General features: G+C 72.9%; 14 protein-coding genes. 2 read left to right on the top strand and 12 right to left on the bottom strand.

What is annotated here, in order from left to right; all coding sequences use genetic code 11:
• Positions 1-7: 7 nt before the first annotated feature.
• From H343_RS33705 to H343_RS0127780, 8 genes are all read right to left on the bottom strand, one after another.
• Positions 8-6082: a condensation domain-containing protein gene (locus H343_RS33705; protein WP_051266254.1), complete on the bottom strand. Its 6075-nt coding sequence runs from the start codon at positions 6080-6082 to the stop codon at positions 8-10.
• A 46-nt stretch (positions 6083-6128) separates the two neighbouring features.
• On the bottom strand, positions 6129-8042 hold the full coding sequence (locus tag H343_RS33300; protein ID WP_051266258.1) for an amino acid adenylation domain-containing protein: 1914 nt from the start codon (positions 8040-8042) through the stop codon (positions 6129-6131).
• 15 nt (positions 8043-8057) lie between these two features.
• Positions 8058-9182 (bottom strand): HAD-IIIC family phosphatase, encoded by a 1125-nt coding sequence (locus tag H343_RS0127755; protein WP_078506161.1) that lies wholly within the window; start codon positions 9180-9182, stop codon positions 8058-8060.
• Positions 9179-10393: an acyl-CoA dehydrogenase family protein gene (locus H343_RS0127760; RefSeq protein WP_486587086.1), complete on the bottom strand. Its 1215-nt coding sequence runs from the start codon at positions 10391-10393 to the stop codon at positions 9179-9181. Before H343_RS0127760 ends, H343_RS0127755 begins: the two co-directional genes overlap by 4 nt.
• Complete coding sequence (locus H343_RS0127765; RefSeq protein ID WP_028433782.1) at positions 10390-10647, bottom strand: acyl carrier protein; 258 nt, start codon at positions 10645-10647, stop codon at positions 10390-10392. The genes H343_RS0127760 and H343_RS0127765 overlap by 4 nt, the downstream gene beginning before the upstream one ends.
• Entirely contained in the window at positions 10644-11582 is a 939-nt protein-coding gene (locus H343_RS0127770; protein ID WP_106958972.1) for a 3-oxoacyl-ACP synthase, read from the bottom strand. Before H343_RS0127770 ends, H343_RS0127765 begins: the two co-directional genes overlap by 4 nt.
• Positions 11583-12108: 526 nt before the next feature.
• Complete coding sequence (locus H343_RS0127775; protein ID WP_028433784.1) at positions 12109-12315, bottom strand: MbtH family protein; 207 nt, start codon at positions 12313-12315, stop codon at positions 12109-12111.
• A 228-nt stretch (positions 12316-12543) separates the two neighbouring features.
• Complete coding sequence (locus tag H343_RS0127780) at positions 12544-13824, bottom strand: SpoIIE family protein phosphatase (RefSeq protein WP_037905508.1); 1281 nt, start codon at positions 13822-13824, stop codon at positions 12544-12546.
• Between the two features lie 354 nt (positions 13825-14178).
• Here H343_RS0127780 and yaaA point away from each other — a divergent pair, with 354 nt between their 5' ends.
• Entirely contained in the window at positions 14179-14976 is a 798-nt protein-coding gene (gene yaaA / locus H343_RS0127785; protein ID WP_028433786.1) for a peroxide stress protein YaaA, read from the top strand.
• Between the two features lie 154 nt (positions 14977-15130).
• Complete coding sequence (eda, locus tag H343_RS0127790) at positions 15131-15775, top strand: bifunctional 4-hydroxy-2-oxoglutarate aldolase/2-dehydro-3-deoxy-phosphogluconate aldolase (RefSeq protein ID WP_028433787.1); 645 nt, start codon at positions 15131-15133, stop codon at positions 15773-15775.
• Between the two features lie 105 nt (positions 15776-15880).
• On the opposite strand, the gene H343_RS0127795 is transcribed toward eda, so the two are convergent.
• From H343_RS0127795 to H343_RS0127810, 4 genes are all read right to left on the bottom strand, one after another.
• Positions 15881-17305 carry an MFS transporter gene (locus tag H343_RS0127795; RefSeq protein WP_028433788.1) on the bottom strand — a complete coding sequence of 475 codons (1425 nt, stop codon included), beginning with the start codon at positions 17303-17305 and terminating at the stop codon, positions 15881-15883.
• Positions 17306-17661: 356 nt separating this feature from the next.
• Positions 17662-18903 carry a bifunctional RNase H/acid phosphatase gene (locus H343_RS0127800; RefSeq protein ID WP_028433789.1) on the bottom strand — a complete coding sequence of 414 codons (1242 nt, stop codon included), beginning with the start codon at positions 18901-18903 and terminating at the stop codon, positions 17662-17664.
• Entirely contained in the window at positions 18900-19643 is a 744-nt protein-coding gene (locus H343_RS35710) for a CT398-like coiled coil hairpin domain-containing protein (protein WP_199779011.1), read from the bottom strand. Before H343_RS35710 ends, H343_RS0127800 begins: the two co-directional genes overlap by 4 nt.
• Positions 19640-20536, bottom strand: coding sequence for a Nif3-like dinuclear metal center hexameric protein (locus tag H343_RS0127810; protein ID WP_028433791.1), 897 nt, complete (start codon positions 20534-20536; stop codon positions 19640-19642). The genes H343_RS35710 and H343_RS0127810 overlap by 4 nt, the downstream gene beginning before the upstream one ends.
• Positions 20537-20609 lie beyond the last annotated feature (73 nt).

The following is a 20609-nucleotide window of genomic DNA, read 5'->3' on the forward strand; positions in this document are numbered from 1 at the left end:
CGGAATGTCAGTCGTCGTACAGGGAGCTGCCGGAGAGCCAGAGATCGCTCAGCGGCACCTCCGGCTCGCGGCAGCCCAGACGCAGGAGCGAGACCAGGTCGGCGGACATGGCGGCGACACCGGCGGCGTCGAACATCTCCGTGCGGTAGTCCACGCAGACGTGCACTTCGCCGGCTCCGGGGCCCTCGACGACCGACCAGGCCAGATCGGGGCCCGGGGCACCGGGACCGCCGCTGCCGGACGTGCCGTCGCCGGGAGGGCCGTCGCCGGCGGAGCCGCCTGCGGAGCCCGCTTCGCCACCCGCGGGCAAGGTCAGCCGCGCGGCACCCGATCCCGGCCAGCGGACGGGGCCCACGTCGAGCCCGGCCTCGCCGCCCAGCGTCCGGGGCAGCCGGTGATGGGCGTACGCCACGTCGAACAGCGGCGCCCTCCCCGGCTGCCGGGGAAGCGCGAGCGCCCGTACCACGTCGTGGAAGGGCACATCGCTGTGGCCCTCCGCGTCGGCGAGCACGTCGCGGACACGGCCGGTCAGGGTGCCCAGACCCGGGTCGTCGAAGGTCCCGATGCGCAACGCCAGCGGGTTCGCGAACGGACCGATGAGCTCGCCCAGCCGGGGCCGTGAACGGGCGTCGGGGGCGGCGTCCGGATCGGGAGCCGCCTCGGTCAGCCCGATCACCACCTCGTCCGTACCGGAGCGCAGGCACAGCAGCGTCGCGATGCCCGCCAGCAGCGCCTCGCGCGAACCGTGGCGGGCGAGACCGGCCGCCAGCCGCTCCGGGAGGCGGAATCCGTGCGAGGCACGGGTGTGCGGCCCGTGCGCGGGGCGGGGGCGGTCGGCGGGCGTCTCGAACGCCTTCAGCCCCCTCAACGTCTGCTGCCAGTGGGCGAGCTGGCCGTCCAGCAGGCCGTCCGCGCGCAGGTCGCGCTGCCACTGCGCGTAGTCGTTGTAGGTGACCGGGAGAGTGGCCGGGCCCGCCGTGGCGCCGCCCGAGCGAGCGGCGTAGAGCGCGAACAGGTCGCCGAAGAAGACCCCGGGCTGGGCCCCGTCGTAGACCTCGCGGTGCGTGGTGACGACCAGGACGTGGTCGGCGGGGGCCGTCGTGATCAGCAATGCCCGCAACGGCGATCCCGTCGCCGGGTCGATGGCCACTCGCCCGTGAGCCAGCGTCAGGTCCCGGGCGGCGGTCGCGGGGTCGGCACGGCCCGAGACGTCGACCGTGCTGAAGAATCCGGCGGCGGGGCTCCGGGGAGGCCGGGCGAACGGCGAGAGGGTCTGCTCGGCCGTGGGCACGGGGAAGCGGGTCCGCAGCACGTCGTGCCGGTCGGTCAGGTCGTCGAAGGCTTCCCGCAGCACCTCGGCGTCGACGTCACCGCGCAGCCGGAGGCAGGCGGTGACGCCTTCGCCGTCGGAGTGCCCGGCCTCGCCGCCCTGACCGGTCCGCGGAGTGTGCCCGGCCTGCGGAGTGCGCGTGGTCTGCGGAGTGCGTGTGGACGGGGCGGACTGCGCGGCCTCGGCGGCCCGCGGGGGCTGCGGCTCCTGTGGTTCGCGGCCGGCCCCCGGGTCCGGCGCCTCCGTCCCTTCCGTGGCCTCCGTGGCTTCGGTGGCCTCCGCCGGCGGCAGCACGGCCCCGGCGGAGGTGCCCCCGCCGGGCCGGGTCACCTTCGGCGGACCGGCGGGCAACTCCCGGTAGCGGGTGCCCTCGTCCTCGGCCGCGGCCCACAGCAGGGCCAGCAGTGAGTCCATCATCGCGGCCACCGTGCCGGCGTCGAAGAGCTGCGTGCTGTACTCGACGGCGACCTCGAGCTCTTCGACGTCGGGCCGCTCCGCGACGACGACGGTGATGTCGAACTTGGCAGTGCCCGGCGGGAGTCCGGGGAAGAGCGGAGTCTCCTCCTCCTCGCCGCCGGGACGTCCGGGATTGAACGTGCTCTCGCCGAAGGAGAAGTTGGGCGGGAGCGTCTGGTGGACGTACATGATGTCGAAGATGGGGTTGCGGCTGGGGTCGCGGTCCGGTGCGACGTCCCGCACCACCCTGTCGAACGGGATCTCCTGGTGCTCCATCGCTCCCAGCACGACCGCACGCACGCGGCGGAGCAGTTCGCGGAAGCTCACATCCCCCGACAGGTCGGAGCGCAGGGCGATGGTGTTGTTGAAGAAGCCGAGCAGGCCCCACAGTTCGGGCCGGCTGCGGCCGATGGTCGGCGTGCCGACGACGATGTCGCGCTGACCCGACCAGCGGGAGAGCAGGACGTTGAGACCGGTGAGGATCACCATGAACAAAGTCGCCGTCTCCCGGCTGCCCAGCGCGCGCAGCTTGCCGACCAGTTCGGCGGGGACGGTGAAACCGGACGTCGCACCGGCGTAGTCCATACGCGCCGGGCGGGGCCGGTCGGTGGGCAGCTCCAGTGCGGGCGGATCGTGCAACTGCTCGCGCCAGTAGTCGAGTTCACCGTCGAGCAGTGAGCCTTCGAGCAACTCGCGCTGCCACTTGGCGTAGTCGCTGTACTGCACGGGCAGCGGCTCCGGCCGGTGCACGCGTCCCTCACAGCGGGCCTCGTAGAACTGGAGGAGCTCACCCATGAGGATCTGCGGTGCCCAGCCGTCGTTCACGCCGTGGTGCATCGTCCAGCAGAAGAGGTGGTCGCCCGGCCCGATGCGTACGACCGTCACCCGGACCAGCGGGTCACGGGCCACGTCGAAGACCCAGTGCGTCTCGGCCTGCACTGCCCTGCGGGCCGCCTGCTCCGGGTCCGGTTCGCCGGAGACGTCCAGCACGCGGAAGAAGTCGCCGAGTTCGTCACGGATGACCAGCCGCGGGCTGCCGTCGGCCTCGGCGAAGTTCGAACGCAGCACCTGATGGCGCTGGGCCAGGTCCTCCCAGGCCAGCCGCAGTGCCTCCAGGTCGGGTTCGCCGCTCAGCCGGGACGCGCCGGGCAGGTTGTAGAGCGTGGTGGCGGGGTCGAGCTGGTGATGGAACCACATCCGCTCCTGCCCGTAGGAGAGCGTCGGCTCCTGACCCGGACGGATCGCCGGCAGGCGGTGCACGCCGCCCGGCGCCTCCGGCGCGTCCGCGTCCTCCGCCCGGGGCTGCCGCGCGCCGGGCGACGTGTGCGGCTGGGGCGCGGACCCCGCCGTGCCGGCCGGGCTCTGCGGCAGGCGCTCGGCGACGGCCCCGGCCAGGTCGGAGACGAGCGGGTGGGCGTAGATGTCGATGAGCTTGAGCGAGGCGCCGTACCGGGTGAGTACGCGCTCGATGAGCTGGAGGGCGATGACGGAGTTGCCGCCGATGGAGAAGTAGTCGGCGTCGGCGGCGACCCGGTCCGCGTAGAGCAGCTCGGCCAGGGTCTCGCGCAGCCAGGCCAGCACCTCCTCCGCCCCGGAGGCGGGGGCCGCGGCCGGTTCCGGTGTGCCGGGGGAAGTCTCCGGGCCGGGAGCGGGAGACGCCTGACCGCCCGGGGAACGGTCGGACTCCGCCGTGTCCGGGGACACCTGCGGAGGCGGCGTCGGCGGCTGGGTCTGCGACGGCGGCTGCGCCTGTGACGGCGTCCGGGGCCGGGTCCGGGGCTGAGCCGTCGCCTCCCGTGGAGGCTGCGGCCCGTCGCCGGGGACGGCCTTGCGGTGCCGTCCGACCGTCGCGTGCTGCTCAGCGGAGAGCGGCGGCTCCGTGGCGGCGGGCGGAGCCGCCGGGCCGGCGGGCCCGGCGGCCGTGGTGGTCCCGGCGGTCCCGGCGTCCGTGACGGCCCCGGTGGCCGTGCCCGTCCCCGCGGCGGGCGGAGCGGCCCCGGAGCCGTCGAAGCGGATGACCTCTCCCAGCGGACGCGCCCAGCAGCGGACGCCGCGGAAGGGGTGTCCGGGAAGCGGGACACGCCGCGGCGGGCGGCCCTCGCCCGTACCGGCTCCCCCACGGCGCTCGCCGGAGAGCCGCAACGCGCCCCAGTCGGGGTCGAACCCGGCCTCGTAGAGCCGGGCAAGGGCGTCGAGCACGCCGTCGGGACCGTCCCCGAGCGTGACCACCTCGGCACCGGGACGCCCGCCGGGACTCGGCGAGAGCAGGTCGCTGATCTCGCCGCGTGCCGCGAGTTCGACGAAGACCACCGGTCCGGCGGCGAGTTGTTCCTCCACGGCAGCCTGGAGCCGGTCCGCGCGCGGCGGGCCGCCGAAGACCTCACCGGCGGCGTCACCGTCCGCCTTCGCCCGCTCCAGCGCACGGGTGTCCGCGGCGGAGAGCCTGCCCTGGAGCCAGCGGACGGCATAGCGGGAGGCACCGGAGCTCATCAGCCCCTCGACCCGTACCCCGGCCTCCGTGAGCCGGGCGTGCGCGGCCAGTTGGCCCCGTACCCGTTCGGCGAGGACGGACGGCAGCGGCAACTCCTGCGGCAGCGGGGCGTCTTCGCCGGCCACTGCGCCTTCGGCGTCACCGGACAGCAGCAGGACGACACGCGGTGCCGCCGCGGGGGCGCTGTCCGCGCCACCGGGTCCGTCCGCGTCCCGCGGGGACTGCGGGGCGTGGGGCCGCTCGCTCTCCAGCCGCCTCCAGGTGACCTGGGCGGCCAGCTTCAGCGCCAGCTCCGGGGTGCTGCGGGCGACCATGCCCATCCGGTGCGGGTGGTGGTCCCGGCCTTCGTTGAGCGTCATCGCGACATCGGCCAACGGTGCGGCGCTCTCCCGCAGTTCGAGCGAGAGACGCTCGCACAGGGCGATGAGGTCGCCGGCGCTGCGGGCGGAGACGCCGACCAGTTGCGCCTGCTCCTCGGCGGACGCGGGGCGCCGCGCGGTGTCGCCTCCCGCCGTCCTGGCCGGCGGCTGCTCCACGACGCAGTGTGCGTTGATGCCGCCGAGGCTGAAGGAGCTGACGCCCGCCCGGCGTACGGGCGCCTCCCAGCTGCGAGGGGAGGTCACCACGTCGAGCCGCGCCGCTGCCAGGTCGACGTCCTGGGCGGGGCGCGTGAAGTGCAGCGTGGGGTAGAGCTCGGCGTGCCGGACGCTGAGGACCGTCTTGACCAGGCCCGCGATTCCGGCAGCGTGATCGAGGTGCCCGAGGTTCGTCTTCACCGAGCCGATGGGAAGGTCGCCACCCCCGCCGCCGTCCGTGCCCGCTCCGGTGCGGGCCAGCGTCAGGCCCTCCACCTCGACGGCGTCGCCCAGCCGCGTACCCGACCCGTGCGCCTCGATGTAGCCCGCCGTGGCGATGTCCTCCCCGGCGGTGCTCCACGCCTTGCGGATGACCTCGGCCTGGGAGTTGGCGCTGGGCGTGGCGATGGTGGCCGAGTGACGGCCGTTGTGCACGACGGCGCTGCCGCGGATGACGGCGTGGACGAACGCGCCTTCCTCCAGGGCCCGCTCGAGCGTGGTCAGCAGCAGCACCGCTCCGCCCTCGCCGCCGGCGGCGCCGTCCGCGCCCTCGTCGAAGGCACGGCACTTCGCGGTCGGGGAGGCGATCCCGGGGAAGGCTCCCACGGTCTCGGCGGGCGGTACGACATGCTTCAGGCTGACGCCGCCGACCACCGCGAAGTCCGCGTCGCCGTCGCGCAGTTCACGGGAGGCCTGGTGCACCGCGACGAGTGATCCGTTGCAGCCGGTGTCGACCCCGTAGCAGGGGCCGGTGAGTCCGAACAGGTGCGAGACGCGGGCGGGAAGGCCGCAGGGGATGTTCCCGATCATGCTGAGAGTGCCGTACTCGCGCACCAGCGGCAGATAGCCGTTGCTGGGGGAGCTGAAGATGACGGCCGTACGGGAGTCCCGCATCGCCGAGGCCGCGTAGCCGGCGTTCTCCAGGGCCTCGCGGGTGAGCTGGAGCGCGAGCCGGTGCTGGGGGTCGGTCACCTCCGCCTCACGCCGCGAGAGGCCGAAGTACTCGTGGTCGAAGAGGTCGATGCGGTCCAGATACCCCTGATGGGGGTAGTCCGCGTCGGGGTCGAGACAGGTCGCCTCCACCCGGTCCGCCGGCATCGCACGCACCGAGTCTCGGCCGGCACGCAGGTTCTCCCGGAACTCGGCGAGGCTGTCGGCCTGCGGGAACCGGGTGGATATCCCGATCACCGCGATGCCGGGCCGGCCGTGTGCCGCGCTCGTTGCGCTCATATCGCCTTTCCGTTCATGCGCACTCCGCCCTCACAAGCACTCCGCGTCACAACTCGTAGGCTGCGGGGATGTCTTCGTCCGGCCGGGAGGCCCCGACCGGTACGCCGAGCCGGGCCGTGACCGCCTCCGCCTGTGAGGAGATCGTGGTGAGGTCGAACAGCTCACCCACCCGCAGCACCCCGGGCCACTCCTCCTCCAGCCGTTTGTGCAGATCGATCACCTTGAGCGAACTGCCGCCCACGGCGAAGAAGTTGTCGCTCGGCCCCGACTCGTCGTGCCCCAGCACCCGGGACCAGATCCGAGCGACGCGGTGTACCCGGCCACCGGGACCGTCGTCGTCCTCCCCGCGGCCGGCATCCGAGGACGCGGGTGCGGGGATCATCTTCGCCAGCGCCGGACGGTCCGCCTTGCCGCTGGTGTTGAGCGGCATCCGCTCCAGCGTGCTGAAGAAGACCGGTACGGCCTGCTCGACGAGGAACTCCCAGCAGTGGGAGCGCAGTTCGGACCAGGAGGGGGTACTGCCGCCGGGCGAGGCGGCGGTGAGGAAGGCGACCAGCCGCGGCTGCCCGCCGTCGGCGGCGTCCAGCACGACCACGGCCTGCCCGATGGCCGGGTGACGTTCGAGGGCCGCCTCGACCTCGCCGAGTTCCACCCGGGCACCGCGGATCTTCACCTGCTGGTCGCCTCTGCCGTGGTAGTGCAGCGAGCCGGACCCGTCCACATGCGCGATGTCCCCGGTGCGGTAGAGGCGGCTGCCCGGCGGGCCGTACGGGTCTGCCACGAACCGCTCAGCGGTCCTGCCCGGTTGCCCGGCGTACCCCATGGCCACGAACGTGCCGCCGATGTACAGCTCGCCGCGCTCCCCGCGAGGCACCTCGCGCAGCCGGTCGTCCAGCACCCGCGCCTCGGCACCCGGCCAGGGCTTCCCGATGGGTATACGGGCCCACGACGGATCGAGGCCGGGTTCGACCGTGCAGGAGATGGTCGTCTCCGTGGGCCCGTACTCGTTGACCAGTTCCGCGCCGGGCAGCTGCTCCCGGTGTGCGCGCACCAGTTCGGGAGTGCACGCCTCACCGGCGACGACGACCAGTCCCAGCGTGCGCGGCAGCAGCCGGCCCTCGTCCAGCAGCGCGCGGTAGTAGGAGGGGACGACGATGAGATGGGTCGCGCTGTACTCCCCTGCCAGGCGGGCCAGTTCGTGCACCTGCTTGAGCTGCTTGTCGTCGGGGAGCACGAGGGTGTGGCCGCGGGTGAAGGACCAGAACATGCCGCCCAGCATCCCGTCGAAGGACAGCCGCATCGCCATCACGAAGGTCGAGTGCCCGCTGCCGTAGACGCCTTCGCGTGGTCCGACGGACGCGGCGAGCTGCCCCCTGCTGACCATCACTCCCTTGGGCGTTCCGGTCGAACCCGAGGTGCAGACGATGTAGGCGGGGGCCTCCTCCGGCACGGCCGCGATCTCCCCGTCCGCGAACGCGGCCCCCGCCTCGATGAGTTCGCGTATGTGCACCCCGGCAACGTCGAGCGTGCCGGGTGCCCCGGGCAGGCCCTCCAGCACCGGGTCCGGCCCGGAGGTCAGCACGACGGCGCAGTCCGTGTCGGCGAGCAGGGCCCTGAGCCTGCTGGGCGGCTGGTCGGGTTCGACGACCGCCCAGGCGGCACCCGCCCGCAGGGCGGCGAGCATCGCGGTGACGGCGACGGCGTCCTGTTCGAGCCGGATGCACACGACGCGGCCGGGGCCGGCACCGCGGCGGCGCAGCCGGTCCGCCAACGCCGCCGAGGCCAGGTCGAGTTCGCGGTAGGTCAGCTCGGTGCCCCCGACGGCGAGCGCCGTCGTCCCCGGCGTGCGGGCGGCCTGCCGCCGGAAGGCTTCCAGGAGCGGGGGCCACCGCAGGGAGGTGTCCGCCGCCGGTCCCGAGGCGGCCGTGCCGGTGTGCTCACCCGCGGATTCGTACGTCACTGCGGCCCCACTCCCTCAGTCCTCGTCCGCGACGACGCGCACATGGCCCTGTTCCGCAGGTGCCAGGCGCTCGGGGTCGAAGGCGAGGACGAGCGGGTCCTCCTCGCCCGGGACCGGGACGTACCCGGCGAACCGCAGCGTGACCAGCATCTGGCGGTTGGCCTCGGTGGGCACGAAGTGTGCGACGGGCCTGCGCCCTTCGGCGACGGCCTGCCGCACCAGATGGTCCAGCAGCACGGTGCCCACTCCGCGGGAGGCGACCCGGCACGACATGAGCATCAGCCGCAGCACGGAATCGGCGGAGGTGAGTTCGCTGACGGCCAGCCCGATGATCCCGTAGTCGCCGAAGCGGTCCCGCAGCTTCGCCACCAGCACCCGGTGGCGCGGTGAGGCCATCAACTCCCGCAGCTGCTCCGCGTCGTAGGTCAGCCCGGTGCTGTTGAGCTGGTGCGTGCGCACCGTCAGCTCACTCGCCCGCGACAGGTCCTCCTCGGTCGCCTCACGGACCGTCATGACGAGGCCGAGCGAGGAGAGGAAGCCCCTGCGGTCCGCGCCGTACTCCTCCTCGACGGCCTGGCGCCGCCTCTCGGTGCGGTAGAGGTGCCGCCGCCTGCCCGCCTCCTCGGTGACGAACTCGGGCTGGAACTCTGCGAGATCGGGAAGAGTGCCGACCTGGTCGGCCCGGTAGCAGCGGACCACCGGCAGCGCGGAGGCGACCTCGGCTCGTTCCACGGGGTCGTTGTCGACGAAAGCGACGGTCTCCAGACCGATGTTGAGGCCCTCGGCGATGCGGCGCACCGCGGCGGACTTCGCTCCCCAGCCCACCTGGACGTCACAGAACCACTCCTCAACGCCCTGTCCGTCCAGATGGCGCGAGGTGACGGCGGGCTCGCCGCGGCTGGCGGCGGCGTGCAGGATGCCACGCTCGTCCAGGACCCTGAGCGTCTTGAGCGCCGCGGGGAAGGGCACGGGCTCGTCCCCCTCCAGCACGACGCCGTCCCACAGCGTGTCGTCCAGGTCCCACACGAGGCACTTGACCACCGGCGCGGCGCCCTCGGTCCCGCGCTGCCCGTCCTGGCGGACCTCGCGCTGCCCGTCGTCCTGCTGCCCGTCACGGGGAACGTCCTGCGGGGCGGTCATGCGGGCACCCCCTCGCCGCGGGCTGCGGCGGGCTGCGGCGCGTGCCGCCGCAACAGCTGCTCGGCGATGTGTTCTTCGGCCACCTGCTGCGCTCCTTCGATGATCTCCATGACCTTCGCGTCGCGGAAGTGGCGTCCGGAGCGGCTGTCCGGACCGCATCCGGCCGAGCCGAGGACCTGTACGGCGTCCCGGCTCGCTGAGGCGGCAGCGGCGGCGGCCGCGTACTTGGCGACGATTGTCTCGTTCACACCCCGCTGGGCCCCCTTGGCACGGAACTCGGCGGCGCGGCGGGCGAGTTCACGCGCTCCGGCGGTCTCCACCGCCGCCCGTGCGAGCAGCGCCCGTACCGACTGATGCCCGAAGAGCGCCGATCCGCCCTGCGTACGGGCGGCGGCGTGTGCCGTGGCGTCCTCCACGCACGCCTCGGCCATGCCGACGCACCCCCAGGCGACGGTGAAGCGTCCGTGGTCGAGCGCCGTGGCGGCGACATGGGAGAGCCCGAGCCCCGCCGGGGCGAGGAGGTTGCGCCGGGGCACCCGTACGGCGTCGAAGGTGACGTGCGCGATCTGCGCGGCCCGCATGCCGAGTTGGCCGCCGACGGGCTCCCTGCCGACCCCGTCGCGGTCTCCCTCGACGAGTACGGCCGCCGGCCTGCCCCGGTCCTGACCGAGCACGAGGAAGACCTGAGCGTCCTGCCCGAAGGTGAGCCACCTCTTGCGGCCCGTGACGACCACCCCGTCACCCTCGCCGCCCCCGCCGGTCTCCGCTGCCCCTTCGATGCGCGTCTCCACCGCCGGAAGCGCGCTGCCGGCTCCCTCCTCGGTGGCGGCGAAGGCGGCGGTCAGCCCGCCGTCGGCCAGGCGGGGCAGCCACTGCTCCCGCTGCTCGCGCGTGCCCCAGCGGTTCACGGCGGCCGCGACCATTCCCTGTACGGTCACAAGGCCGCGCAGCGCGCTGCAGACGCCGCCCAAGTGGGCGCACATCTCGCCGAGTTGCGCCGGTGTGACCTCCGATCCGCCGTAGCGCCGGGGCAGGTCGGGCGCCAGCAGTCCTGCGGCGGCCACCTCCTTGCGTACCGCGGCGGGCAGTCCGCCCTCCCGGTCCCAACCGGCCGCGTGCGGGCGCAGGTCGGCGGCCAGCCGCTCGGCGGCCGTGACCGGCGACGGCTGCTCCTGCGCTGCGGCGGCCCTCTCCTCGTCGCCGCCGTTCACTGTGTCTCGGTGAACTCGGGCGCGCCGGTCTTGCGTTGTACGAACCGGGCGATGCGGTCGGCCGTGCGGAAGCTGTCGAGGTCGAGGTCCTCGACCTCGACCGTCAGGGAGAAGCGCTCCTCGACGAAGGTCACCAGTTCCAGCGCGAACAGCGAGTCCGCGAGGCCCAGCGCGAAGTAGTCGTCCTCGGGGCCGACCGGCCGCCGCAGGGCGGCCGTGAGGAACTCGGTGATCTCCTGCGTGGTCTCGTTCACGTTCTCGGCTCCCCGTGTCCGATCTCGGCCAGCAGCACGCTCCACGCCGCCACTGGGCTCACGTTGATGAGTACGGCGCGGTCCCCCGCTGCGAGTTCCCCCCGGTCGATCGCCGTGCGCAGGTTGAGGAAGACGTCGTTGGGGCCCAGGTGTCCCAGGTCCCGCAGGTTCTCCCTGCACGCGGGCATGATCTCGATGCCGAGGGACTCCTCGGTGAAGGTGAACCCGGCCATCGACAGGTTCTGGCTGAGGTATCCGCGTACGTCGCCCGGTTTCAGCCCGTTGCGCTCCAGCAGCCCGTTCAGCAGGGCCGATATCCGGCCCCGCGTCTCCATCGCGAGACGGAAGGAGTACGTGGAGGGGTCCCGGCACTCCTCGCGCCACTGATCGGCGGTCCGGTCGCGGTACTTGACGTGGAAGAGGTCCCAGTGGGCGCCGTTGGTCTCCTGGACGATGTCGAGCAGCCGTACCGGGCCTTCGCGGGAGAGCAGGAGGGCCTGGCCGCCGTCGCCGTTGACCGTCACGGGGTGCCGGTAGCGGCCCGCGGCGGCCGGCTTGCTGCCGTGGACGACGAGAACGTCGCCCAGCTCCGGGTCGGCGCACATCAGTCCACGGGCCGCGAGCAGCGCGGGGGTGATCGAGACGCACCCCAGACCGCCGACGGTGAAGGTGACCGCCCGGTCGGCTCCGAGGCGGTGCTGGAGCCGTGTCGCCTCGGAGCTGAGCAGCGTCTCCGGCGCACGGGGCTCCACCACGACGAGCGCGCCCAGTTCACGGGCGGCGACGCCCGCCTCCTCCAGAGCCTTCTTCGCGGCGCGTTCGGAGAGGTCGGCCGAGCTCATGCCGTCGTCGGCCCGTACGGACTCCACCCCCAGCGCCAGACACGTACGGCGCTCGCTCTCCGGCAGCGCCGCCAGTTCGGGCAGCTCGGGCACGGGCACAACCCGTTCGGGCAAGTGCCAGGCGGCACTGCGCACAGCGACAGGAAATGCCCCGTTCTCCGCGACTTGAGGCGTCACACAACCTCCCCCGGTCCTGGTCAGAATCCGGATGCTACAGCTCCGACTTGACGAGGAGAAGGGACCGCAAATGGAAATCCCGCGCTCCGTGAAAGGTGGCCCGATCAACCAGTCGGCGATTTAGCCGGGTATAGGCACCGACGCGGATGTGCATCGTTCTGAACGTTTTGCCGGAGAGGTCACGACGGCGTCCGATCCGTACCCCGGAGCGTCATCCGGAATGAGTCGCTCCAACTTACCGGGCGGTTTTCTGGAACATGATATTCCGCAACGCCGGTAACCCTTGCCTCCCCCTGAACAGCGACAGCGGCGCACCCTCACCCGGAGCAATGTACGCACAACAGCGAGTGACCCCGGAACGTTCCTGGTGAACGTTCCGGGGTCACTCGCCGCTGGGTGCCAGGGCCGGCCTTGCCCGCCGGTGGGGAAGGTGCTCCGCCTGTCAGCCCGCGCCGTTCACAAGACTGGCGGGCCGCATGTCGCGCCAGTTCTCCTCGACGTAATCGAGACACGCCTGGCGGCTGTCCTCGCCGAAGGCTATCGTCCAGCCCTCGGGAACGTCGGCGAACGCGGGCCACAGCGAATTCTGCTTCTCCTCGTTGACGAGTACATAAAAGGTGCCCTGCTCGTCGTCGAACGGATTGGTCATCAGATCCCTTTCGCTCCTGCGCGAGTGGAAAGCCGCACCCCCGCCCTCGGCGGCATACTCCCCCAGCCCGAACAGGCCCCGCAAGTATTCCGCGGACGAATTGCCCGCACCCGGCGAAAGAGGCTCCGGCTCCACGGGAACGGTCACCGGGAGGCCGCGGATCACCGCTCCGCAGCCCGGATCGGGGCCCCCTCCCGGCGTCGTCAACGCGGCGTCGTCAGCGTGTCGTCAGCGCGAGACCCCGTACAGGCGGCGCGGACTGTTGATGCCGGGGAGCCCGACCAGCGCCTCGGCCTGACCCGGTTCGTAGGGGGCCGGCCCGTGCCACTCCACGAGCATCATCGTGGCGTCGTCGACGAGGCGTCCCCGGTGGTACTCCAGGTGGTGCCGGATCAGCCGGCGCATGGTCTCGGGGACGGGCAGCCCGTCCGCGTGATGCCGGATGAGGAAGTCGGTGAAACGCTCCAGGCCGAATTCGTCCCCCTGCGGATTCCGCGCCTCGGTGATGCCGTCCGTGTAGAGCAGGACCCGGTCGCCGGGTTCGAGCTGGTGCCGGCAGACCGTGGGAGAGATTCCCAGCCCCGTACCCATCGGCGGAGCGGGTGCGCAGTCCAGGGCGATGGCGAACCGGCCTCCCCGGATGACGACCGGGGGGTAGTGGCCGCGGCTGATCCAGGTGAGTTCACCGGTGGAGATGTCGATCTGGGCCAGGATGCCCGTGGCGAAGCGCGTGTCCTCGAACTGCTCGACGAGCGCCTTCTCCACGCCGTTCGCCGTCTCCACCAGATCGCTGCCCTGCCGGCGGAGGTTGCGGGTGGCCGCCACCGCCAGGTTCGCCGTCAGACCGGCTGCGGTGTCGTGGCCCATGGCGTCGATGACGCACAGATGAGCGACACCGTCGGCGAAGGCGTAGTCGAAGGCGTCACCGCTGACCTCGTACGCGGGCTCCATCAGGGCGCTGATCACCAGCCGGTCGGTGGCGAACGTGCGGGGCGGCATCAGGCGCCACTCCATCTCGGCGGACACGTTCATCCGCCGGCGCCGCACCAGCCGGGCGTAGGCGTCGCTGGTCCCGCGCTTGGTCACCACCAGCAGGGCCACCAGTCCGGCCAGCTCCCGCATGTCGCGCATGGAGTCCTCACCGGCGTCCGCGGTGGTGACGCGCATCAGGCCGACCCGTTCGGTGCCGTTCAGGACGGGCACCCACCACTGGTCGCGCTGCGCCGAGGTGGGGAGGATCTCGCCGAGCTGGAAGGCACGGCCCGGTGCCGTCCCGTCGATCCGGATCTCGGTGCGCGCGCCCTCGCCCGCATCTCCGCCGTCCAGGCTCTCGCCCGTGAGCAGGGAGAGCACGCTCTGCTGGATGTCGGACAGATACAGCAGCACTTCCGGCCAGCCGTAGGCGGTGGCGTAGTCGCTGACCAGGCCGGGGACCTGGGTCAGAGTGGTGAAGTGGCTGGCGGAGATGAGTCCGCCCAGCATCTGGGCCCGGCCGGACGCCCTGGCCATCACACACCCTCCTTCGGCGCGGACGCGTCCTGGACCGGCCGGCGCCCGCGACGAACCGGACGGGCGGACGGACGGCACGGACGAGCCTCACGCCCGCCACCCGGACCGTCAGGACGTACAGCCGTTGCCTTCATGGGTCCACGCTCCGCTTCCAGGCTGCACCTCACTCCCCCGGGCCGCCACCCGGCGCCGTGCCCGCGCCGGGTTCCCCGCCGCCTCCGCGCCCACGGCCCGCGCGAACCCCGGCGCCCCGCCGGGATTCCCTCCCGCCTTCCCGTCCGGATTCCCCTCCTCCCCGCCTGTCCCCGTACGCTGCTCAGCGGCCCGCTGACGTACCCGCGAAGGAGACCCGCCGTGCTCGTGCTGCTGCCGCCGTCCGAGGGGAAGGCCGCGGGAGGGAGGGGACGTCCCGTCGAACCGGGCGCGCTGTCGCTGCCGGAACTGGCCCCGGCACGGGAGACAGTCCTTCAGGAGCTGGTGGCGCTGTGCGCCTCCGACGAGGACAAGGCCCGGGAGGTGCTGGGCCTGAGCGAGGGGCTGCGCGGCGAGGTCGCCAGGAACGCCGGGCTGCGCGACGCGCCCGCCCGTCCGGCCGGGGAGGTCTACACCGGCGTTCTCTACGACGCGCTCGGGCTGGCCACCCTCGGCCCGGCGGCAAAGCGGCGTGCCGCACGGTCCTTGCTGGTCTTCTCGGGGCTGTGGGGAGCGGTGGGGATCAAGGACCGAATTCCCGCGTACCGATGTGCGGGCGGTGTCCGGCTCCCGGGACTGGGCGCGCTGAGCGCGTACTGGCGTGAGCCAATGGCGTCCGCGCTGCCGCGCGCGGCCGGTTCCGGGCCGGTGCTGGACCTGCGCTCGACGCCCTACGCACAGATGTGGAAGCCGAAGGGCGAGCTGGCCGAACGGACGGTCACCGTACGGGTGCTGCAGTCCACGCTGGTGGACGGCGTGGAGAAGCGCTCCGTGGTCAGCCACTTCAACAAGGCGACGAAGGGCCGGATCGTACGGGCGCTGCTGGAGGGGGACGCCTGGCCCGGCACACCGGACGCGCTGGTCGAGACGCTGAGCGGACTCGGCCACGTGGTGGAGGAGACGGCCGGGGCGAAGCCGGGGAAGCCGCGGTCCGTCGACGTGGTGGTCAGGGAGCTGTAGAGCGGGGCGCGACGGACACGCCGTACGGGCGGGCAGGCGGACGGCACCGGTCCGGTCCGGTTCGGTTCGGTCCGGTTCGGGGAGGTGTCGACGGGCGTTGCGCCGTGCACAACGCCCGTTGCGCAGGCCGTGACGCCGGGGGCAGGATGCCCCCATGGTCCCCTCCCCCACCGCTCCTCCGTCCGCCTCGCTGCTCGACCTCGCCCCCGTCATCCCCGTGGTCGTCCTGGACGACGCCGCGGACGCGGTGCCGCTGGCCCGGGCCCTGGTGACCGGCGGACTGCCGGTGATCGAGGTGACGCTGCGCACGGCGGCGGCACCGGACGCCATCCGGGCCATCGCGGACGAGGTGCCCGAGGCGGTCGTCGGCGCGGGAACCGTCGTCACACCCGAGCAGGCGAGCGGCGCGGTGGAGGCCGGGGCACGCTTCCTGGTCAGTCCGGGGTGCACCGACCGGCTGCTGGAGGCGATGCGCGAGCAGGGAGTACCGGCCCTGCCGGGGGCCACGACTCCCTCAGAGGTGATCGCGCTGCTGGAGCGGGGGGTGACGGAGATGAAGTTCTTCCCGGCGGAGGCGGCGGGCGGCACCGCGTATCTGAGGTCGCTGGCCGCGCCCCTCCCTCAGGTCCGCTTCTGCCCGACGGGCGGCATCCAGGAGGCCGCTGCCGCCGAGTATCTCGCGCTGCCCAACGTCGGCTGTGTGGGCGGCTCCTGGATGCTGCCCGGCGAGGCGCTGGCCGCGGGGGACTGGCCCCGCATCCGGCGCCTCGCCGAGAGCGCCGCAGCACTGCGGCCCTGAGGGCGGGCCGTAGGGACGGTCTTCCCTTACGGCTGTACGGCGGTACGGCCGGCCGGGTAGGACGGAGCACCGGACGGGATGCCGCGGTGCGCCGTTCAGGCCCGCTCAGGCGGGCTCCGCCTGAGCGTCCGGCCGGTCCTTCTCCGCCGCCTGTTCCCTCTGACGGGCCCGCCTGGCGAGTACGCGGATCGACGCGAGCGCGATCACCGCCAGCCCCATGATGTAGGCCGAGACGGCCATCGACGTGCCGCTGACCTCCAGCAGCAGCACCATCATGAACGGGGCCAGGCCACCGCCGACGACCGCGGCGATCTGATACCCGAGCGAGGCACCGGTGTAGCGCATCTCGGCCGTGAACAGCTCGGCGAACAGGGCGGCCTGGGGCCCGTACATGATGCTCAGGAAGCAGCTCGTGACGAACGTGCCCAGCCCCAGCAGCCACAGGGACCTGGTGTCGATGAGCAGGAACATCGGCACCGCCCACAGCAGAAGCCCCACCGCGCCCGCCGTGTAGACGGGCAGCCGCCCCAGCCGGTCGGACAGTGCGGCCGCGGCGGGTATCAGTACGAGTTGGGTCACGCTGACCAGCAGCGAGACCATCAGCACCGAGCTGCGCTCCATGTGCAGGTCGCGCGTCGTGTAGTCCAGGACGCCCGTGATGATGATGTAGAAGGTGGCCGTGTTGACGGCGAAGGAGCCGCCGGCGAGCAGAACGGTGCCCATGTGGTGCCGCAGGATGGTGCGCAGCGGCGAACGCTCGCGCTCCCCCTCCTGCCCGGGTGCGCCTCCGGCGCGCTCCGCCCGCTCCCGCTCGGCGAGTTCGCGCTCGGCGGCGCGGAACTCCGGAGTCTCCTCCACCCGGGCGTGGATGTACCAGGCGAGCAGCAGCACCAGGACGCCGACACCGAACGGCACGCGCCAGCCCCACGAGGAGAAGGCGGCGTCCCCGGTCAGGCTCCCCGTGACCAGGAAGGCCACATTGGCGGTCACGACACCGATGGGGACTCCGAGTTGGACGAGGCTGCCGTACAGTCCACGCTTGCCCTCCGGCGCGTACTCGGTCGCCATCAGCATCGCTCCGCCCCACTGGGCGCCCACGGCGAGCCCCTGCAGGATGCGCAGCGAGACCAGGGCGATCGGTGCCGCGATGCCTATCCGGTCGTAGCCGGGCAGGAACGCGATGGCGGTGGTGGCGAGCCCCATGGTGGTGAGTGCCAGTACGAGCATGGGCTTACGGCCGCGCTTGTCACCGAGCTGCCCGGCGATGATGCCGCCGACGGGACGGGCGAGGAAGCCGACGGCGAACGTCGCGAAGGCGGAGAGCACTTCGGCGACGGGACTGCTGGAGGGGAAGAACTTGCCGCCCAGTACGAGCGCGGCGGCGATGCCGAAGATGAAGTAGTCGTACCACTCCACCGCGGAGGCGGCCGCCGCGGCGGCGGCGACCTTGCGCCGGTTCTGCCTCCCCGGCGGTCCTGCCTGGCCGTTCGGGGGCTGGGATGCTGCGGAGTCGGATGAAGCCGTATCCATTGCTGCACGCTCCGGTTTCGGGACGCGGGGAGGGACGGAGTGCTTGCGGCGCCGCGATTCCGGGTGAACGTACCGACCAGACGGTAGGTGGTCAACAGAAGTGACACCGCTCTCTGCGCGGAGAGTTGTAGAGGGCGGCTCCGGGGCCCCACGGGGCGGCTCCGGGCGGGGCCGGTCACCCGCGTTTGCGAACAGGCCGCGTGGGGGTGCGGGCACACAGAAGCCGGGTGCGGCGGCGCGGCGCAAGGCACCGCACCGCCGCACCCGGCGACGTGGAGGAGGCGGAGACCGGGCCGGGCCGTGAGACCGGACCGGCGGGCCGGGGCCGGGTGGGCCCGGTGTCCGCCCGGGTCAGCTCAACCCAGCAGATGTCCCGTGTCGTTGAGCAGACGCAGCGAGGCGCTGCCGTCCGCGTAGTAGTCGACCGTCGAGACGGATGCGGCGGAGAGCTCCATCCGGAACAGCGACATGGGAGGTGCGCCCAGCGCCAGCCGTACGAGTGTCTTGACCGGGGTGACGTGCGTGACCACGAGCAGCCGCTTGCCGGGGTACCGGGCCAGCAGCTTGTCGCGGGAGAGCGCGAGGCGGCGTGCCACCGTCGCGAAACTCTCACCGCCGCCCGTCGGCCGGACGTCCGTCGACTGCAGCCACGCGTCCAGATCCTCGGGGAAGCGCTCGCGCGCCTCGGCGAAGGTCAGGCCCTCCCACGCCCCGAAGTCGGTCTCGCGCAGGCCTTCGTCGACGCGGACGTCGAGGCCGGTGCGTTCCGCGACGGCGGCGGCCGTCTCGCGGCAACGGAGCAGCGGGGAGGTGACGATGGCCTGGATTCCGCCGCGTGCAGCCATCGCCTCCGCGACGGCCCGCGCCTGGCTCCGTCCGGCGGCCGAGAGTCCGGGGTCACTGCCGCCGCTGCCGGAGAAGCGCTTCTCGGGAGTGAGCGGCGTCTCGCCGTGCCGCAGCAGCACGAAGGTCGTGGGCGGGCCGAGATCCGGGCCCCAGCCGCTGTGCCGCGCGTCCTCCTCCGAGGCCGCGGTGCCGCCCGGCCGTATGCTCTGCGCCCCCTCACCGGTCACCCGGCCTGCCCGGCCGGCGTCGCCCGTACGGGCGGCCTCGTCCGCGGTGTCCAACTCGGCCGTCGAGACCTCGGGCGACCACTGTTCGCCCCGTCTGCCCGCGTCCATCGCTTCGTTGGCGAGCCGGTCCGCGTGCTTGTTGCGGGCACGGGGAATCCACTCGTAGCTGATGGCGGCGCCCGGCGGGAAGACGGAACCGGCCTCCACCGCGAGCGGCCGCATGTCCGGGTGCTTGATCTTCCAGCGGCCGGACATCTGCTCGACGACGAGCTTGGAGTCCATCCGCACCCGCACGGACGCCTCCGGGTCCAGCTCGTGCGCGGCTCGCAGCCCGGCGATCAGACCGCGGTACTCCGCGACGTTGTTGGTCGCGACTCCGATGAACTCGGCGACCTCGCGCAGCACTTCACCGCTCGCCGCGTCCCGTACGACCGCGCCGTACCCGGCCGGCCCCGGATTGCCGCGCGACCCGCCGTCCGCCTCGACGACGAAACCGCGCCCCGCGCCGCCCCCTGCCGCCGTCACAGGCCGGACTCGGGCGTACGGACGAGGATGCGGCGGCAGTTCTCGCACCGCACGACCGCGTCCTCGGCGGCCGACCGCACGTCGTTGAGCTCGGTGATGTTCAACTCCAGCCGGCAGCCCTCGCACCGGCGCTGGTAGAGCTTTGCCGCTCCCACGCCGCCCTGCTGCTCACGGATCTTCTCGTACAGCTTCAGCAGGTCCTCGGACACCGACCCCGCCACCGTCCCGCGCTCCTCGCGTACGGTCCCCGCCTCGCCCTCGATGCCCTCCAGCGCGGCGTCGCGCCGGGACTTGGCCTCCGCCGCCCTGGCCTGCACGGACTCGACGCGCTGCGCCAGCTCGGCCGCCCGCTCCTGCGCGGCCTCGTGGCGCTCCATGACCTCCAGGACGATGTCCTCCAGGTCCCCCTGCCGCTTCGCCAGCGAGGCGATCTCGCTCTGCAGGCTCTCCAGGTCCTTGGGGTTGGTGACCGCTCCGGAGTCCAGCCGCTTCTGGTCGCGGGCGGCACGCTGGCGCACCTGGTCGACGTCCGACTCGGCCTTGGTCTGCTCGCGGGCCGTGTCGCTCTCCTCCGTACGGGAGGCGACGAGCAGGTCGCGGAGCTGGGCGAGGTCGGCCTCCAGGGTCTGGATCTCCTCGTGCTCCGGCAGGTTCTTGCGCTTGTGCGCGAGCTGCGTCAGTCGCGTGTCCAGGGCCTGGACGTCGAGCAGTCGGATCTGGTCGGCGGGCGCGGCGTTCAGTTGGGGGCTCCCGGGGTGAGTTCGTCGGAGTCGCTGCGGTCGGTTTCGGGGTGCGGGACGGACGACGCGGCGTGCGCGGTCCAGGGATCGGTGACCGTACGCGAGACGTGCGTGCGCAGGCCCCATCCGTTCCGGTCGGAGATCTCGTCCAGTTGAGCGGCGGCCTGCTCGCACCAGGGCCACTCGGTGGCGAAGTGCGCGGCGTCCAGCAGCGCGAGCGGAGAGTGCTCACGGGCCTCGGAGGCGGGATGGTGCCGCAGGTCCGATGTCAGATAGGCGTCCACACCCGCGGCCCGTACCTGAGCGAAGAGGCCGTCCCCCGAACCGCCGCAGACGGCGAGCGTGCGGACCGTGCGGTCGGGATCGCCGGCGGCACGCACGCCCTGCGCCGTGACGGGCAGCCGCTTCGCCGCCCACTCCGCCAGCTCCGACAGCCGCATCTCACGGGGCAGTTCACAGACGCGGCCCAGGCCCCGCCTGCCGTCGCCGTCGGTCGCGTCCGGCACCAGGGGGCCGGTCACCCGCAGGTCGAGGGCGCCGGCGAGCGCGTCGGAGACACCCGGGTCGGCGGTGTCGGCGTTGGTGTGCGCGACGTGCAGGGCGATGCCGTGGCGGATCAGCGTGTGCACGACGCGGCCCTTGAAGGTGTCGGCCGCGACCGTCGTGGTGCCGCGCAGATACAGCGGGTGGTGGGTGACGAGCAGTTGGACGCCCAGCTCGACGGCCTCGTCGGCGATCTCCTGCACGGGATCGACGGCGAAGAGGACCCGGCTCACCCGGGCGTCCGGGCTGCCGACGTCCCCGCAGACGGTGCCGACGGCGTCCCACTGCTCGGCACGTCCCGGCGGCCAGAGGGCGTCGAGCGCGGCGATGACTTCGGAGAGTTCGGGCACGGGTGAAAGGCTACCTCCCAGCCCGGCCCGGCCCTCCGGCCGCCGTACTCCCCTCCCCGCGCCGCCACATGCA

The organism is Streptomyces sp. TAA204 (assembly GCF_000424965.1).